The sequence below is a fragment of the Pseudomonas sp. v388 genome, from assembly GCF_003935425.1.
GTDB lineage: Bacteria > Pseudomonadota > Gammaproteobacteria > Pseudomonadales > Pseudomonadaceae > Aquipseudomonas.
On sequence record NZ_RHQN01000002.1, the window covers coordinates 58,157 to 74,440 of the forward strand.

Sequence of the window (16,284 nt, forward strand, 5' to 3'; positions counted from 1 at the left end):
CACGGCCTGAGCATGCGTCGAGCATACACAAGCGTCGGAGCGGACCAAACACCGTGCGCGGATAAAACCCGAGAACCTGCGTCGACCCCTCGCCTGCGTTACATGCGGCGCTCAACGCTCCCGCCACTTGCGAGCCGACATGACCGGTCGTCAGCACCCCGGATTTTTTAAGCCTCGCAGCAAAGCATGGTTTGCCCGACATGACGCGGCACCCTAGAATGCGTCGATGCGCGATGATCTCTCTCTTCTTCTCAATTCCCTCAACGATGCCCAGCGGCAGGCCGTAGCGGCTTCGCTGGGTCGTCAGTTGGTCCTGGCCGGCGCTGGTTCCGGCAAAACCCGTGTGCTGGTGCATCGCATCGCCTGGCTGATGCAGGTCGAGCAAGCCTCCCCGCATTCAGTGCTGTCGGTGACATTCACCAACAAGGCCGCCGCCGAGATGCGCCACCGCATCGAGCAACTGATGGGTATCAACCCGGCCGGCATGTGGGTCGGTACGTTCCACGGCCTGGCACATCGCCTGTTGCGTGCGCACTGGCAGGAAGCCGGGCTGGTCCAGACCTTCCAGATTCTCGACAGCGACGACCAGCAGCGGCTGGTCAAGCGCGTCATTCGCGAACTGGGGCTGGACGAGCAGCGCTGGCCTGCGCGCCAGGCTCAGTGGTTCATCAACGGTCAGAAAGACGAAGGCTTGCGCCCCAAGCATATCCAAGCCAGCGGCGACCTGTTCCTGACCACCATGCGCAACATCTACGAAGCCTACGAGACCGCCTGTCAGCGCGCAGGTGTCATCGACTTCTCCGAGTTGCTGCTGCGAGCACTGGATTTGTGGCGCGATAACCCCAGTTTGCTGGCGCATTATCAGCGCCGTTTCCGCCACGTGCTGGTCGACGAGTTCCAGGACACCAACGCCGTGCAGTACGCCTGGTTGCGTCTGCTGGCCCAGGGCGGTGACAGCCTGATGGTGGTCGGCGACGACGATCAGTCCATCTACGGCTGGCGTGGCGCGAAGATCGAGAATATCCACCAGTATTCCGATGACTTCCCGGATACCGAAACCATCCGCCTCGAACAGAACTACCGCTCCACCGCCAGCATCCTCAAGGCTGCCAACGGCTTGATCGTCAATAACAGCGGTCGCCTGGGCAAAGAGCTGTGGACCGATGTCGGCGAAGGCGACTTGATCAACCTGTACGCGGCCTTCAACGAACACGATGAAGCGCGCTATGTGGTCGAGACCATCGAGAGCGTGCTCAAGACCGGCATCGCCCGCAGCGATATCGCGATTCTTTACCGTTCCAACGCCCAGTCCCGGGTACTTGAAGAAGCCTTGCTGCGCGAGCGTATCCCGTACCGGATCTACGGCGGCCAGCGCTTCTTCGAGCGTGCCGAGATCAAGAACGCGATGGCCTACATGCGCCTGCTGGAAGGTCGCGGTAACGATGCGGCGCTGGAGCGGGTGATCAACGTACCGCCCCGCGGCATCGGCGAAAAGACTGTCGAAGCGATTCGCGAGCATGCGCGCCACTCGGATGTCTCGATGTGGGAAGCGATGCGCCTGCTGATCGTCAACAAGGGCCTCACCGGCCGGGCCGCCAGTGCATTGGGCGCGTTCGTCGAGATGATCGAGAACCTCTCGGCCAAGGTCATGGACATGCCGCTGCACCTGATGACGCAAACGGTCATCGAGCAGTCCGGGTTGATCAACTATCACCAGCAGGAAAAAGGCGAGAAAGGCCAGGCTCGGGTAGAAAACCTTGAGGAACTGGTCAGCGCCGCGCGCAACTTCGAGAACACGGACGACGACGAAGAGCTGACCCCGCTGGCCGCTTTCCTGGGTCATGCGTCGCTGGAAGCCGGCGATACCCAGGCGGAAGAACACGAAGACAGCATCCAGCTGATGACCTTGCACAGCGCCAAGGGCCTGGAATTCCCCCATGTGTTCCTGGTGGGCATGGAAGAAGGCTTGTTCCCGCACAAGATGAGCCTGGAAGAACCGGGTCGCCTTGAAGAAGAACGCCGTCTGGCCTACGTCGGGATTACCCGTGCCATGCAGCAGTTGGTCATGACATATGCGGAAACCCGTCGGCTGTACGGTAGCGAAACCTACAACAAGGTGTCGCGCTTCGTACGCGAGATTCCACCGGCGCTGATTCAGGAAGTGCGTCTGTCCAACAGCGTCAGCCGCCCTTTCGGCGGTACGCAGAAGGTCAGCAACAGCAGCCTGTTCAGTGGCGCAGGCATCCCCGAGACCGAATTCAAGCTTGGACAGCACGTGCAACACGCGGTATTCGGCGAAGGCGTGATCCTCAATTTCGAAGGCGCCGGCGCCCAGGCCCGGGTGCAGGTCAACTTCGCCGACGGCAGCAAGTGGTTGATGATGGGCTACGCCAAGCTGGTGCCGCTGTAGACGCAACGACTCATCTGTAGGAGCGGACTTGTCCGCGAAGGCGCATGCACAGACGATGCATTTTCTGTGGCGGTACAGGCCTCTTCGCGGACAAGCGGAGCGCCGCACGGTCCGCTCCCACAATTCAAATCCTACAGACAGATCTGAAACGTCCTACGCAAATCATGCAAAAGTCCGAAACACTAACCCGCTAGCCATGACCCTATGTGATGTGCAACATGGCGGGCGTGCAATTCACAAATACGGGATTACCCTTATGCAACGTTTTCTCAGCATCGCTATGGCGCTGTGCATCTCGCTCACTATGAGCCTGGATGCCAATGCCGCGCGTTTCGGTGGTGGCAAGAGCATGGGCTCGGCCCCATCCCATCAGGCGCGCCAGACTGCGCCCGCCACACCCGCCGCAGCCCCCAACGCTGCCGGACGCCCCGCGCCTGCCGCCAGCGGTGCTTCTCGCTGGTTGGGTCCATTGGCCGGTATCGCCGCCGGTGGCCTGCTCGCTTCGATGTTCATGGGCGACGGTTTCAACGGCCTGCAGCTGTTCGACATCCTGATCATGGGCCTCATCGCCTTCCTGATCTTCCGCTTCATTGCTCGCCGTCGGCAGCAGCAACAGCCGAAGATGGCCGGTGCCGGCGCGCCGTATCAGCGTGAAAGCAGCCAGCCTGCCCAGAACCCGATTTTCGGCAGCAGCTCGGCCAGCTCGACGGCTCCTGTGATCAACGCTCCGGCATGGTTCAACGAACAACGCTTCCTTGAAGCCGCCCGCAGCCACTTCCAGGCGTTGCAAGAGCACTGGGACGCCAACGAGATGGACAAGATCAGTGAATACGTGACGCCGCAGATGCTGCAGTTCCTGAAAAAGGAACGTGCGGACCTGGGCGACGGCTTCCAGTCGACGTTCATCGACAACCTGAGCGTCCAGCTCGAAGGTGTCGACGATCGCGCCGACAAGACCATCGCGACCCTGACCTTCTCCGGCGTGTCCAAGACCTCACGCTTTGACCAGGGTGAAGTGTTCAGTGAAAGCTGGAATATGGAACGCGCTCAAGGCGACAACCAGCCTTGGCTGGTGGCAGGAATTCGCCAGAACGGTTGAACCAGAACCCGTTCTCGCGTTCAGAACCCCGGACATGTCCGGGGTTTTTCGTTCTGTCCTTTTGGATAGTTATTTTGAGAAAGCCGTTACGCTACTGTATAACCCGCGCCATCAAGTAAGAGGATTCGTGTCGTGGAAGAAGTCATCGAACAACTGCGTGAAGCAAACGAAAAGGTCCCGGTTCCGCTCGAACTGCCGGACGAAGACTTGCTCGTCGAAATCGAGGAGCAGCTGTTCATCAATATTCCCTTTGTCTTCAAGGAATTCCTCCTGACCGTCAGCGACGTGGTGTATGGCAGCCTGGAGCCGGTCACTGTGACCGACCCGCAGTCGCACACCTATCTGCCGGACGTTGCCGCGCAAGCCTGGGACGATGGTGTGCCACGCGAGTTGATTCCGATCTGTCAGGACGGCGACGATTACTACTGCGTCGAGGAAGACGGCACCGTAGTGCTGTGGTCCGGCGAAGAAGAACTGGTGACTGAAGAGAACTGGGAATCGGTCTGGCACTGGGCGCGGGACGTCTGGCTGGAAAGCTGAGAGCGCCCCGATCCGCAGCTAACGGTCGCCGGGTTCAGTGCCCGGACGACTCGCTGTTATTGCCCAGTGTCTCCAGCAAGGCGATCTGCATCCGCGTATGCACGCGGATGAACCATCGCCACAACACAGCGGCCACCACCGCCGCCACCGCCAGAATCACCAGCAGCGACTCTCTGGTCGGCACGATACTGGCCGACAGCGCCGCCAGCATGATGAAAATCACCACCAGCGACAGCAACGGAATCACTTCGGCCACCACCTTGCGCACGCGAGCCGTATGGCGGCCGGCCATCTCGGGCTTGACGCCCATTTCCGCCAACAGCATCGAGAGCGCCTTGAGCTTGCGATAGGCGGCGATCAGGAACGGCAACGACAGCACCACCGCCGCACCGCAAATCCAGGCCTTCTGGGTACCGACGTCAGCTACCCAATCGCTCAGGTATTGGCCGATGCGCTCGGCAAAATAGCTGCCGCAGAAAAAGATCGCCATGACCAGCGCCAGGTTCACACCCACCTGCAGCAAAATGCGCCGGATCATTGACGCCAGCACCGCGCCCTGCCCGTGCGGCTGGATACTGCGCAGCCATTCGCCGTACATGCCGAACACCCGTGACAGCCGCTGCGGCATCACCGAGGCCAGCTTGTTGGACAACGGATCGGCGCCGCGAATCAGGTACGGCGTCAGCAGGGTGGTAATCGCCGAGACGGCCACTGCCACCGGATACAGGAAGTCACTGGTGACCTGCAGCGTCATCCCCAGCGCGGCGATGATGAAAGAGAACTCGCCGATCTGTGACAGCCCCATGCCAACCCGCAGCGAAGTGCGGCCGTCGTTGCCGGCAATGAACGCTCCCAACCCGCAGGACAGCATCTTGCCCAGCACCACGGCGACCGTGATGACCGCGATGGGCCAGGCGTACTCCAGCAGGATGCCGGGGTCGATCATCAGGCCGATGGCGACGAAGAAGATTGCGCTGAACATGTCGCGAATCGGCTCGACCAGGCGCTCGATCTTCACCAACTGGCGGGATTCGGCCATGATCGCGCCAATCAGGAACGCGCCCAGCACCATGCTGTATTCCAGCTTGACCACCAGCAGGCAGAAACCGAAGCACAGGCCCAGCACCGTCACCAGCAGCATTTCGTTGCTTTCAAAACGGGCGACGTAAGCCAGCAGCCGGGGTACCAGCAGAATGCCGACCACCAGCGCCACGATCATGAACAGCGAAAGTTTGCCGACCGTGGAGAACACTTCGCCGGAACTGACCGTGCCGCTGACGGCGATGCCGGACAACAGCGCGATGATGCCGATGCCCAGAATGTCTTCGACGATCAGCACGCCGAAGATCAGTTGAGCGAAGCGCTCGTTCTTCATCTTCAGGTCATTGAGTGCCTTGACGATGATGGTGGTAGAGGAAATCGCCAGAATCGCGCCCAGGAACAGCGAATCCATGGTTTTCCAGCCGAAGAACTGGCCGATCTCGTAGCCGATCCAGATCATCAGGGCGATTTCCAGGAAGGCGGCGATGAACGCCGTTGCTCCCACCTTGAACAGCTTGCGCAGGCTGAACTCCAGACCCAGGCAAAACATCAGGAAGATCACCCCGAGTTCGGCCAGGGTCTTGATGGTGTCCTCGTCATGAATCAGGCCGACCGGCGGCGTGTGAGGGCCGATGATGAAGCCGGCGACGATATAGCCCAGCACCACGGGCTGCTTGAGACGATGGAAAAGAATGGTCACCACACCCGCCACCAGCATGATCACTGCCAAGTCCTGAATGAAGTTGATGGCATGCATGGTTTCCGGCTCCTTTGGTATGACGGCGACGCTTCCACGCGCTCGACAGGCGCATGAAGCAGCCGATGAGTCGTAGAAAAGTCTGTTAAGCGTGTAGGACAAAACCCGATCCGCGGGTTTTCGCAGGTTAACACTGCACTCTCTGTCAGAATGCCGGTGCAATATATGGAAACAGATCGAGTGGATGCTGCGTGACGACCATCAGGCCGGCAGCGTCCCGATAACAGTCTTTATCAGACGCAACGATGCGAGCGCCAGCTGAGGCGCCATTTACACCCCTTGACCGTACGAGTGAGCTATGGAACCTGGAAACGCCCAGCTGTCGATGACTGTATTGATGACCCCGGACATGGCCAACTTTTCCGGCAACGTGCATGGCGGTACGTTGCTCAAGTACCTCGATGAAGTCGCCTACGCCTGCGCCAGCCGCTACGCCGGTCGCTATGTAGTGACACTGTCGGTAGACCAGGTGATTTTCCGTGAGCCGATTCATGTCGGCGAGCTGGTAACCTTCCTGGCCTCGGTGAACTACACCGGCAACACCTCAATGGAGGTCGGCATCAAGGTGGTTACGGAAAACATTCGCGAGCGCTCGGTGCGCCACACCAACAGCTGTTTCTTCACCATGGTTGCGGTGGACGACAATCGCAAACCGGCCAGCGTCCCACCGCTGGAGCCGGAAACCCCGGACGGCAAGCGACGCTTCATTCAGGCGCAACAACGCCGCCAGATCCGCCAGGAACTGGAGAAGCGTTATCAGGAAATCAAGGAAGAAACCTTGTAAGGCTATTGCCGCTCACGCTTGAATCAACGGGCGTGAGCGGAAAAAAGCCGGGCTACAGCCGTACCGCTTCGAACTTGACGCGTGGATGGGCAATACGGTCCTGGGCACGCACCAGTTCCAGCTCATAACTGGCACAAGCCTGGGTTTCCAGCAGCACTTCGTGGACCGCTGCTGCGGTGTATTCGAATGCCGCGACCAGATCGTCACCCAGCAGCACCCGACTCAGGAACAGGCCCGAGGTCAGGTCGCCGACGCCCACGGGCTGACGCGGGAACGCCAGCAACGGCCGGCGCAGGTGCCAGCTGGCGTCGGCAGTAACCAGCAACATTTCAAAGCCGTCGGCCGGCTTGCCTGGGTAATCCAGATGTTTCACCACGATCGCACGCGGGCCGCGGCTCAGCAGTGCGCGTGCCATGGCCAGGCAATCGAGCAGCGATTCGGGCTTTCGGCCTGAAAAGCTATCCAGCTCAAGCTGGTTCGGGCAGAGAAAGTCCGCCACTGCCGCTGCTTCGTCCAACAGGAAATCGCTGACTTCAGCTGGAACGATGCAGCCTTTTTCAGGATGGCCCATCACGGGATCGCACAAGTACAGCGCTGCGGGGTTGGCCGCCTTGATGCGCGCTACGCCCGTGAGGATCGCCCGGCCCTGTGCCGCACTGCCCAGATAGCCCGATAGAACGGCATCGCAGTTGCCCAGCTCACCGATGGCCGCGATACCGTCGATCAGCGCGGGAATCTGCTGCGGAGCCAGGACTTCGCCGGTCCAGTGCTTGTACTGGGTGTGGTTGGAGAACTGGACCGTGTTGAGCGGCCAGACATTGACCCCGATACGCTGCATCGGGAACACCGCTGCGCTGTTGCCGGCGTGGCCGAATACCACATGCGACTGAATGGCGAGCAAGTGAGGGGTACGTTTCATTGATCGATCCTGAACACGATGCAAATGCAGTAATAAGAAATATAAGCCGCGCAGTATGGCTGTAAATCACTCCGGGCAGTTAAGCTGGTGGCTCCTTTGTTGGAGCTACCTGCCATGCTGACCCTGGGAAACATTTTCGTGCTGATGCTGTTCGCGACCGCCGGCGCCTGGTTGTGGCACGCCCATGGCCTGCGTGAGCGAGCACTGGAGCGGGTCAAACAGCACTGCGCCAAGCTGGATCTTGAACTGCTGGACGGCAATGTCGCCCTGCGGCGCCTGACTTTCACCCGCGACGCCCAAGGCCGCAAGCGCCTGGCGCGGATCTACAACTTCGAATTCACAGTCACCGGCGAGCAGCGCCATCCCGGCACGATCACCATGTTTGGTGCCCACACCGCTCAGATCGAGCTGGCGCCCTACCCGTTCGAGATCAAGACGCCACCACCGAGCGCCGAAATCATCCAGATGAACGAGTGGCGCCAGTCCCATCAGAAGCTGAAGCCGTAGACGTTACAGCCGGCAATCGGCGAACTGCGCCTGCAACAACCCGATATCCTGAGGCGTGGTGAAGATCAGTTCCAATCGCGAATCCTGACGCCACTCACTGGGCTGCCAGTCGATGTCTCCGACGGACGCGGCGTTGCCCGAGAACCACGCGTGTTCCCCATGAATCACCATCTTGGCCCGCAGCCACTGGGCGCTGCGCAGCCAGCACTGTAAGCGTGGCAGATCGAAACGCTGCGACGGATGCCAGCGCCAGCCGACACTCCAGCCTTCCCCACTGGCATGGCTGGAGCACAGCGGCTGATCCAGGCTTGCCCAGCGCTCGGGCAACGGCGCGATGCTGAGCGGCACGTCCAGGTTATCCACAGCCTGGTTATCCACAGCGGTTCGAGCGGTAAATCCCGGAAGCTGCGCCAGCATGATCTGACCGTGTCGAGTCCACAACAGCGAGTGTTCCTTGTACTGCTCAGCCAGCGCGTGACGAGCACCGGCGTCGAGTGCCTCCGACTTGTTCATCACCAGCAATCCCGCTTCAGGCAACGCGTCTTGCTGAATGACCGGTAACGGCAAACCGGCGGCCATCGCCGCTGAGTCCAGCACCAGCACGGCTGGCTGCACATCGAGCACGCCAAGCCATGGAGCCTGACGCAGTTGCGCGATCAGTTGCGCCGGATGCCCCAGTCCTGACGGCTCGATCAGCAGACGATCAGGCCGCGCCTTGCGCAGCAGCCGTCCCAGACCTATCTGGAATGGCACGCCGTTCACACAGCACAGGCAGCCGCCAGCCACTTCGCCAAGTGCGATACCATCGGCAGCCGTGGTCAGCAGCGCGGCATCCAGACCGACCTGACCAAACTCGTTGATGAGTACCGCCCAGCGCTCGCCCGCAGGTTTGTTCGCGAGCAGGTGTTTGATCAGGCTGGTCTTGCCGGCACCCAGCGGGCCACCGATCACATGTGTGGGAATGTTCTGCAACATGAAGGTGACTTCTTCGCGAGGGTCTGGCGCCATTGAAGATGAAGGACAGGTAACGATGCAAGCACACCCGCTGCCCCTATGGATCGCGATGATCCTTGTGGCGACGCATTCAGGTTCGGTTTTGGCCGAGGCATGTCTGGTGCATAGCCAGGCTGAGCGGCTGGACGTCAAGGTCTGCCAGGAAAATATCAGCATCCCGCCGAAGATGTTCCGCGACAGTTTCTGCCAGCCGCAGTTGTCCGGGCAGAAAGTGGCGACCCAGTTTTCCCGGCAGTGCCCGACGGGTGCCTTTGGCGTCTGTAACAACGCGCAGATCGCCAATATGCCCTATCGGGAAAACATTCACTATTACGGCGTGGCGAGCGATGCCGCGTACCTCAAACCCTTTTGCGAGGGACAAAGCAAAGGCCAGTGGGTGACGCCGCCCTAGGCAAGCCAATCCAGCGTCAGAATCAGCCTTCGTTCGTTGTGCGCCAGTTGCGGTGAGCGGTGTACCAGGCCACGGCCTTCATTGCCACGCCAGCGCTCGCCCTTGAGCAGCGCAACGTCGCCGCATTCGATTTGCTGGATACAAAGCGGGTCCCGCGGCTCGGCGCCGGCCTCACCCAGCCGCTTGCGGTCGATGGCATCCTCCTTGAGCCATTGGCTGCCGACGCCGGCGTAGGTGGTAATCAGGCGCATCGGCACGTGGTCGACGTGAAAGCGCGGGCACATGGCCTTGTCCAGCGTTCGCAAGCGCAGGCCCACCGAGTCTGCACCCAGCAGGCAGGCGTAAGCGCTGACCAGCCAGGACAGGTCGGCGATGAATCCTTCGTAGCCGTGTACGTCGGCATAGCCCGACGCGAGGCCGCTCAGGTTCGGCTCCACGTCCCCGGCTTTCACACTCAAAGTAATGGACTCGGCCAGAGGCTGGTTCATCGATAACAACAGCGCGCTGAAGTCTTCGATGTGCGCGGGTAAACGGCGCTGCCAGACAGCCAGGTTGATGTCGTCGTCGAGCGCCCGGCTCAGCACTTCAGGCGTGTCACCCAGCACCTGGCGGACATGTCGGCCGTCAATCGGCAAGGCAGCGAGCATCAGGCGGCCTCTTCTTCATGCCAGGGGCCGAACGGGTCCGACAGCAATTGCCAACCCTCGGCGCCCAAGGCCATTTCGGCATCGGTCAGCAGGCAGTTATCCAGCTCGGCGATCAACAAGGTAAAGTCTATGTCTTGCCCGATGAACACCAGCTCCTGACGGCAATCTCCGGCTTCGACCGTCCATTGTTCCATGATGGACGTGACGCTCTCCTGATCCTGCGGCCAGCTCTCGCGAGGCACGAAGCGCCACCAGCGTCCGGCCAGCCCGTGGCGCATCAGCCCGCCGGCCTGAGACCAGCTGCCGGCTTCCCGGTACTTGCTTGCCAGCCAGAAGAAGCCCTTGGAGCGCAGCAATTTGCCGTTGGTCCACGGGCGGTCAATGAAACTGAAAAAGCGCTCGGGGTGAAACGGACGTCGTGCCCGGTAAGCGGTCGAGGCGATGCCGTATTCCTCGGTTTCCGGTACGTGCTCGCCGCGCAGCTCCTTGAGCCAGCCCGGCGCCTGGGAGGCGCGCTCGAAGTCGAAGCGGCCGGTGTCGAGAATGGTCGCCAGCGGCACCGCGCCCATGACCATCGGCACGATAGCGGCGTGGGTGTTGAGGCGTCTGAGGATCGCCATCAGCTCCTCGCGTTCGTGGCTGCCGATCAGGTCAATCTTGCTGATCAACAGCACGTCGGCGAACTCGATCTGCTCGATGAGCAGGTCGGTGATCGAGCGGTCGTCATCCTCGCCCAGGGTTTCACCTCGGGTCGAGAGGCTCTCGGAAGCTTGGTAATCGAGCATGAAATTCACCCCGTCGACCACCGTGACCATGGTGTCGAGCCTTGCCAGATCAGCCAGGCTCTTACCGGCTTCATCGCGGAAGGTGAAGGTTTCCGCCACAGGCAGCGGCTCGGAAATCCCGGTGGACTCGATCAACAGATAGTCGAAGCGGCCGTCCTGGGCCAAACGACTGACCTCCTCAAGCAGGTCTTCCCGCAAGGTGCAACAGATGCAGCCATTGCTCATCTCGATCAGTTTTTCTTCGGCACGATTGAGGCTGACGTCACGCTGCACCTCACCGCCGTCGATATTGATTTCGCTCATGTCGTTGACGATCACAGCGACGCGCAGGTTTTCGCGGTTGCGTAGTACATGGTTGAGCAGCGTACTTTTGCCGGCTCCCAGAAAGCCGGACAGGACAGTGACAGGTAGGCGGTCGGGCATCAGACTCATTCTCGGTACGGTTACAAGCCACGGGCTTGGTCAAGCAGGCAAACCTGCGACGGTAGATTTGTTATAGTATAACAATACACTAACCCAAGGCGGTCGACGAGGTTGTTTGTCATGTCCAGAGTTTCACTCGCCTTGATTGGCTCGCTTGTACTGCTTAGCGCTAACGCCGTGGCGTCCGGCCCCAGGCCCAATGTGGATCTGGCGACGTGTACGCGAAGCGCAACGTTGCTGGCCTGTGCAGACAGAAAGGGAAACAGCTACAGCGTGGCCACGGTCGGCCAGACACTTTACTTGCGGGGATATGAATCGAACGATGAACGCAGTTGGGCGCAGACCAATACCTACGCCGACGGGATGACGTTTTTTACAGGTCTGGCGTCGGACGGAGAGGTCTGGATAGGCACGATTCAGCGCGTCGGATGGACCACCATCACGCGACTATCCAGCTCTGATGGCACTCGCAGCAAGATCACTTGCAGCCGGCTCAGCGGTTGCCGATAAGCTGTCAGCGTTGTGGAACATTCAGCCCAGGCGTCGTAAATGCCTGAGGAAAAACGTAAATGTTCCACGTGGAACGTGTGCAAAAAATCAGCTTCGTGGCGCCACGGCACCGCATTGAGCACCCAGCCAGACGGCGCGTGTATCCATGCTGCCGTTCTGTTGCTGCCCGGTGGCGTTGAAGCTGCCAACCACGTGAGTAGTGAACTCTCGATCACTGAGAAATTGTGCTTGCCCGGTTCCCTGGGCTTTGGGGCAGGTGAACTGAAAATTCCAAGTCTTGCCATTGCGGGCCGTGATCTTCTGCGAGCAACCCGACTTTGGATCAGTCAGCGGGATATTGTCCGATTGGACCTGTGCCGGCGTCAGGCACACGCGTACACCCTGACCGCCTAATGTGACGCCCTGCTTCTGTAGCATCTGTTCCATCATCGCGCGTTGCTCAGGCGGCAGGTTCTTCAACTGCCCTAACATGAACTGCATGTCCGGCATCTGTTGGCCGTCCACTTTCATGTTGCTGGAAGTGACTTCCCACAGTCCCGGCTGCAGCATTTGCGCTTGAGCGACCGGTGCTGCCAGACAAAAAACCCAGGCCAATACTCGTTTGTTCATTAGAAGTTTCCTGATTAACCATCACCATTACTGCGCGGTCAGGCGGCGCCGTCGGGCGGGCAGTGACGATTAGACGATGAATACCGCGGCCAGTTGCACGCTGAAGAAAATAGCGACAATCCCAGCCCGCTGTGGTCTGTTAGGCACAACGACAGGAGTAGCACCGGTATGGATTATCACAGCCCTTATTTCTTTGGCTATGTGCTGGGCTTCATTCATCTGCTGGGAACCGGAGCCGCCATTCATGCGCTGCTGACCGTCCGTACCGCGCAGGGCGCCATCGCCTGGGCGATGCCGCTGCTGTTCATTCCCTACGTGACCTTGATCCCTTATCTGGTATTCGGCCGCAGCTCATTCGATGCGTACATTCGTGCACGGCGCGATGCCAACGCCGAAATGCGCAACGCTATCGGCAGCCTGAACTGGCGACCATGGGTCGAGCGCGCCGTCGCCGCGCGCCGTTCGGATGCCTACGCATCGTTGCGTGCCATGCCCAAGCTGGGCCACACACCGGCGCTGGCCAACAACGAAGTCCGACTGCTCATCAACGGCGACGCCAGCTTCACGGCGATCTTCGAGGCGATTGGTCAGGCCACACAAACGGTGTTGATCCAGTTTTTCATCATTCACGACGACGCGCTCGGCCGCCGCCTGCAGCAGCTGTTGCTGGAAAAGGCCGCAGAAGGCGTCGCGGTGTTCGTGCTGTACGACCGCATCGGCAGCCATGCCCTGCCCAAGTCCTATAGCGACAAGCTGCGCGCCGGCGGTGTGCAGATCAAGGCATTCGCCACACGCAGCGGCTGGTTGAATCGTTTCCAGATCAATTTTCGCAATCATCGCAAGATCGTTGTCGTCGATGGCTTGAAGGGTTACCTCGGCGGGCACAACGTAGGCGACGAATACATGGGACTGAAACCGCCTCTGGCGCCTTGGCGAGACACCCACGTCGAGGTGATCGGGCCGGTGGTGGCCTGTTTGCAGGAGTCCTTCGCCGAAGACTGGTTCTGGGCAACCCGGCAGCTGCCGCCGCTGAGCCTGCCCGATGTATTCCCGGAACACGGCGTGCTCTGCCAATTGCTCGCCAGCGGTCCTGCCGACGCCCAGGAAACCTGCTCGCTGTTCTTCGTCGAGGCCATCCATGCCGCCGAAGAGCGAGTGTGGATAACCAGTCCCTATTTCATTCCCGACGAAGCAGTATCGGCGGCGCTGCGCCTGGCCGTATTGCGCGGAGTGGATGTCAGAATACTGTTGCCGTCGCGCCCCGACCATTACGTGGTGTACGCCGCCTCAAGCCTGTTCGCTTTCGATGCAGTGCGAGCCGGTGTGCGGGTGTACCGCTACGAGCCGGGTTTCATGCATCAGAAGGTGGTGCTGGTGGACAGCGAAATCACCGCCATTGGCAGTGCCAATCTCGATAACCGCTCGTTCAGGTTGAATTTCGAACTCATGCTGCTCACCGTCGACCCGGCATTTTCCAGCCAGGTGGAAGCCATGTTGCTCGAAGACTTCAGCCTGGCGCGGGAGATTTCCCTTCAGGAAAGCCGCGAGACGCGTCGCCTTCATCAACTGGGCATGCGCGTGGCGCGGTTGATTTCTCCTATCCTTTGACACCGAACGAGCCGGTCAGCGGTAAAGGTCTTCCCGGGTCAAAGGCAAGCCGGTGCTTCCGTCGGCGTAAGGCTTCACCGCCAGGATCTGGTGCAGGTTGATCCAGCCACGGGCGAAGGCATAGGCGCAACCGGCCAGATACAGCCGCCAGATGCGCAACGTGTGTTCCGGCACCAGCGCCGCAGCCTGATCGAGGCGTGATTCGAGCCGACTGCTCCAGTGCTCCAGCGTCCGCGCGTAATGCGGGCGCAAGCTTTCCACATCGACGATCTCCAGGCCTGCGTTGCTGATATCGGCACTGATCATCGTCAGGTGCGGCAGCTCGCCATTGGGGAACACATAGCGATCGATGAACTCCCCTGCCCCGCGCCCGACCGGTCGACCATCCGTATGCCTGGCGGTGATGCCGTGGTTCATGACCAACCCGCCTTCCCGGACTGCTCCGAACAACCGCTGCGAGTAAAGCGGCAGGTTGGCATGGCCGACATGCTCGAACATCCCGACGCTGACCACCTTGTCGAAGCGTCCGTCCTGTGGCAGATCACGGTAGTCCAGCAGTTGCAGCTCGATCTGCCCGTCCAGTCCCTGTGCCTGAATACGCTGATTGGCGAGGTCCAGCTGTTGACGACTGAGGGTAATGCCCAGCACCGTCACACCAAACTTGCGCGCGGCATAGCGCGCCAGTCCGCCCCATCCGCAACCGACGTCGAGCAAATACTCTCCAGGCTGCAAACGCAGTTTGCGACACAGGTGCTCGAACTTGTCCAGCTGCGCCTGCTCCAAGGATTCGTGACCGGTCTTGAAGTAGGCACACGAATACGCCATCTCTTGATCGAGCCACAGCTGATAGAAGTCGTTGGACAAATCGTAGTGGTAGGAAATCGACTCGGCGTCGGTTTGCTTGTCGTGCTGCGTGCGTGAAGGCAGTACCGGGTCTTCGTCACTGAGCAGCGCATGGGTCAGCTCATCGCAAACCCTGACGACTTCGCTGATAGAGCCTTCCAGCTCCAGGCGCCCTTCCACGAACGCACTGCCGAGCAAATCGAGACTGGGATGAGTGAAATCGGAAACCAGTTGCGGGTCTTTGACCAGAATCGTGACACTGGGCGAGGGGCCAAGATCCATCTCATGGCCGTTCCACAGCTTGAGCCGCAGGGGTAGCTGTAGATTCCGAAGGGCTGGGGGAAGTAGCGCGATCATGTGAGTAACCCCTAATCCAGAAGCTGGAAAAAAGGGTAGTCCAAAACGGATCCTATCAGGAACCGTCAGGCCGAATGGCGTGCTGGCAAAGACTGGAAATCGACGACGGGAACGGCACAAAGCCCACTGATTCAAGCCAGACGTGCAGCCTGTATTGGATCACCCTGAGTTGAGAGACCCTCAATTTGTAACAGAGTTCTTCGACGTTCGTCCGTGAAAATTGTTTTAAGTGCGCATCTCATAGCGGCAGAGCTCAAAAACCGCTCAATTTGTCGGCGGTGAGAGCTATCGCACAAATGGGAGTGCGTGGTAAGTACGGCATTATGTTTCACTAGCACAACGCTGCTTCCCGCTTATCCAACGCCCGGTGTCAGGCAGTTATCCACAGACAAGGATGTACCTCCGTTGATCTCGATCTACCAGCTGAAGCCGCGCTTCCAGAACCTGCTGCGCCCGCTTGTAAAACGTCTCTATGACCGCGGCACCACGGCCAATCAGGTCACCCTCGCCGCCTGTGCCGTTTCTATCCTGATCGGCGCCATCGTCGCGCTTTCGTTGCCCCATGTCTGGGTGTTTGCCCTGATCCCGGCGTGGATGATCCTGCGCATGGCGCTCAACGCAATCGACGGCATGCTGGCCAGGGAATTCGGCCAGCAGTCTCGGCTCGGTGCCTACCTGAACGAACTGACCGACGTCATCGCCGACAGCGCACTGTTCCTGCCCTTTGCTTCGCTTCCAGGTGTCAGCCCCTGGCTGGTGGTGCTGGCGACATTGCTGGCGATCATCACCGAATACGCTGGCGTGCTCGGCCCGATGGTCGGTGCCTCCCGGCGCTACGACGGACCGATGGGCAAGAGCGACCGCGCGCTGGTATTCGGCGTGCTGGGCGCAGGTGTGGCAGTCGGCTGGTTTGCGCCCTTGTGGATAAATACTGTGCTGGCGGTGGTCAGTGCATTGCTGGTGTACACCGTGATCAATCGAATCCGGCGCGGGCTGGCCGAAGCGCCCGCACCTGAGTAACGAACCGACCTGAACTTTGC

The 16,284-nt window shown here is 60.2% G+C and carries 16 protein-coding genes; 9 read left to right on the forward strand and 7 right to left on the reverse strand.

The genetic code is table 11. The features are described from left to right. The first annotated feature begins 226 nt into the window (after window positions 1-226). From uvrD to EGJ27_RS04385, 3 genes are all read left to right on the forward strand, one after another. Complete coding sequence (gene uvrD / locus EGJ27_RS04375) at window positions 227-2,410, forward strand: DNA helicase II (RefSeq protein ID WP_125829509.1); 2,184 nt, start codon at window positions 227-229, stop codon at window positions 2,408-2,410. Window positions 2,411-2,666: 256 nt separating this feature from the next. After that, entirely contained in the window at window positions 2,667-3,509 is an 843-nt protein-coding gene (locus EGJ27_RS04380) for a Tim44 domain-containing protein (protein WP_125829510.1), read from the forward strand. Between the two features lie 132 nt (window positions 3,510-3,641). After that, the gene (locus EGJ27_RS04385; RefSeq protein ID WP_125829511.1) at window positions 3,642-4,049 is read left to right on the forward strand and encodes an SMI1/KNR4 family protein; all 408 of its coding nucleotides are present in this window, start codon (window positions 3,642-3,644) and stop codon (window positions 4,047-4,049) included. 34 nt (window positions 4,050-4,083) lie between these two features. Here the strand turns inward: EGJ27_RS04385 and EGJ27_RS04390 are convergent, their stop codons facing one another. Next, complete coding sequence (locus EGJ27_RS04390) at window positions 4,084-5,847, reverse strand: cation:proton antiporter (RefSeq protein ID WP_125829512.1); 1,764 nt, start codon at window positions 5,845-5,847, stop codon at window positions 4,084-4,086. Window positions 5,848-6,145: 298 nt separating this feature from the next. Here EGJ27_RS04390 and EGJ27_RS04395 point away from each other — a divergent pair, with 298 nt between their 5' ends. Continuing rightward, window positions 6,146-6,631, forward strand: coding sequence for an acyl-CoA thioesterase (locus tag EGJ27_RS04395; RefSeq protein WP_125829513.1), 486 nt, complete (start codon window positions 6,146-6,148; stop codon window positions 6,629-6,631). Window positions 6,632-6,683: 52 nt separating this feature from the next. Here the strand turns inward: EGJ27_RS04395 and pdxY are convergent, their stop codons facing one another. After that, window positions 6,684-7,550, reverse strand: a complete 867-nt coding sequence (gene pdxY / locus EGJ27_RS04400; RefSeq protein ID WP_125829514.1) for a pyridoxal kinase PdxY — start codon at window positions 7,548-7,550, stop codon at window positions 6,684-6,686. 114 nt (window positions 7,551-7,664) lie between these two features. Here pdxY and EGJ27_RS04405 point away from each other — a divergent pair, with 114 nt between their 5' ends. After that, window positions 7,665-8,057, forward strand: coding sequence for a DUF3301 domain-containing protein (locus EGJ27_RS04405; protein WP_125829515.1), 393 nt, complete (start codon window positions 7,665-7,667; stop codon window positions 8,055-8,057). Between the two features lie 3 nt (window positions 8,058-8,060). Here EGJ27_RS04405 and EGJ27_RS04410 read toward each other — a convergent pair whose 3' ends face one another. Next, on the reverse strand, window positions 8,061-9,032 hold the full coding sequence (locus tag EGJ27_RS04410; protein ID WP_125829516.1) for a GTP-binding protein: 972 nt from the start codon (window positions 9,030-9,032) through the stop codon (window positions 8,061-8,063). Window positions 9,033-9,087: 55 nt separating this feature from the next. Here EGJ27_RS04410 and EGJ27_RS04415 point away from each other — a divergent pair, with 55 nt between their 5' ends. Further along, on the forward strand, window positions 9,088-9,462 hold the full coding sequence (locus tag EGJ27_RS04415; RefSeq protein WP_125830101.1) for an NADH:ubiquinone oxidoreductase: 375 nt from the start codon (window positions 9,088-9,090) through the stop codon (window positions 9,460-9,462). On the opposite strand, the gene EGJ27_RS04420 is transcribed toward EGJ27_RS04415, so the two are convergent. Next, window positions 9,459-10,109, reverse strand: coding sequence for a DUF1826 domain-containing protein (locus EGJ27_RS04420; RefSeq protein ID WP_125829517.1), 651 nt, complete (start codon window positions 10,107-10,109; stop codon window positions 9,459-9,461). The genes EGJ27_RS04415 and EGJ27_RS04420 overlap by 4 nt on opposite strands. Further along, complete coding sequence (zigA, locus tag EGJ27_RS04425) at window positions 10,109-11,317, reverse strand: zinc metallochaperone GTPase ZigA (protein ID WP_125829518.1); 1,209 nt, start codon at window positions 11,315-11,317, stop codon at window positions 10,109-10,111. The genes EGJ27_RS04420 and zigA overlap by 1 nt, the downstream gene beginning before the upstream one ends. A gap of 120 nt (window positions 11,318-11,437) precedes the next feature. On the opposite strand from zigA, the gene EGJ27_RS25015 reads away from it, so the two are divergent. Continuing rightward, window positions 11,438-11,827, forward strand: coding sequence for a glutamine synthetase (locus EGJ27_RS25015; protein ID WP_125829519.1), 390 nt, complete (start codon window positions 11,438-11,440; stop codon window positions 11,825-11,827). An 87-nt stretch (window positions 11,828-11,914) separates the two neighbouring features. Here the strand turns inward: EGJ27_RS25015 and EGJ27_RS04435 are convergent, their stop codons facing one another. Next, the gene (locus tag EGJ27_RS04435) at window positions 11,915-12,436 is read right to left on the reverse strand and encodes a DUF3617 domain-containing protein (protein WP_125829520.1); all 522 of its coding nucleotides are present in this window, start codon (window positions 12,434-12,436) and stop codon (window positions 11,915-11,917) included. A 168-nt stretch (window positions 12,437-12,604) separates the two neighbouring features. On the opposite strand from EGJ27_RS04435, the gene cls reads away from it, so the two are divergent. Beyond that, a complete protein-coding gene (gene cls, locus EGJ27_RS04440) occupies window positions 12,605-14,044 on the forward strand; it encodes a cardiolipin synthase (protein WP_125829521.1) in 1,440 nt (479 codons plus the stop codon). Window positions 14,045-14,059: 15 nt separating this feature from the next. On the opposite strand, the gene cfaB is transcribed toward cls, so the two are convergent. Continuing rightward, a complete protein-coding gene (gene cfaB / locus EGJ27_RS04445; protein WP_125829522.1) occupies window positions 14,060-15,244 on the reverse strand; it encodes a C17 cyclopropane fatty acid synthase CfaB in 1,185 nt (394 codons plus the stop codon). Between the two features lie 405 nt (window positions 15,245-15,649). Between cfaB and EGJ27_RS04450 the strand changes: the two genes are divergently transcribed. Further along, window positions 15,650-16,264 carry a CDP-alcohol phosphatidyltransferase family protein gene (locus EGJ27_RS04450; protein WP_125829523.1) on the forward strand — a complete coding sequence of 205 codons (615 nt, stop codon included), beginning with the start codon at window positions 15,650-15,652 and terminating at the stop codon, window positions 16,262-16,264. The last annotated feature ends 20 nt before the right edge of the window (window positions 16,265-16,284 follow it).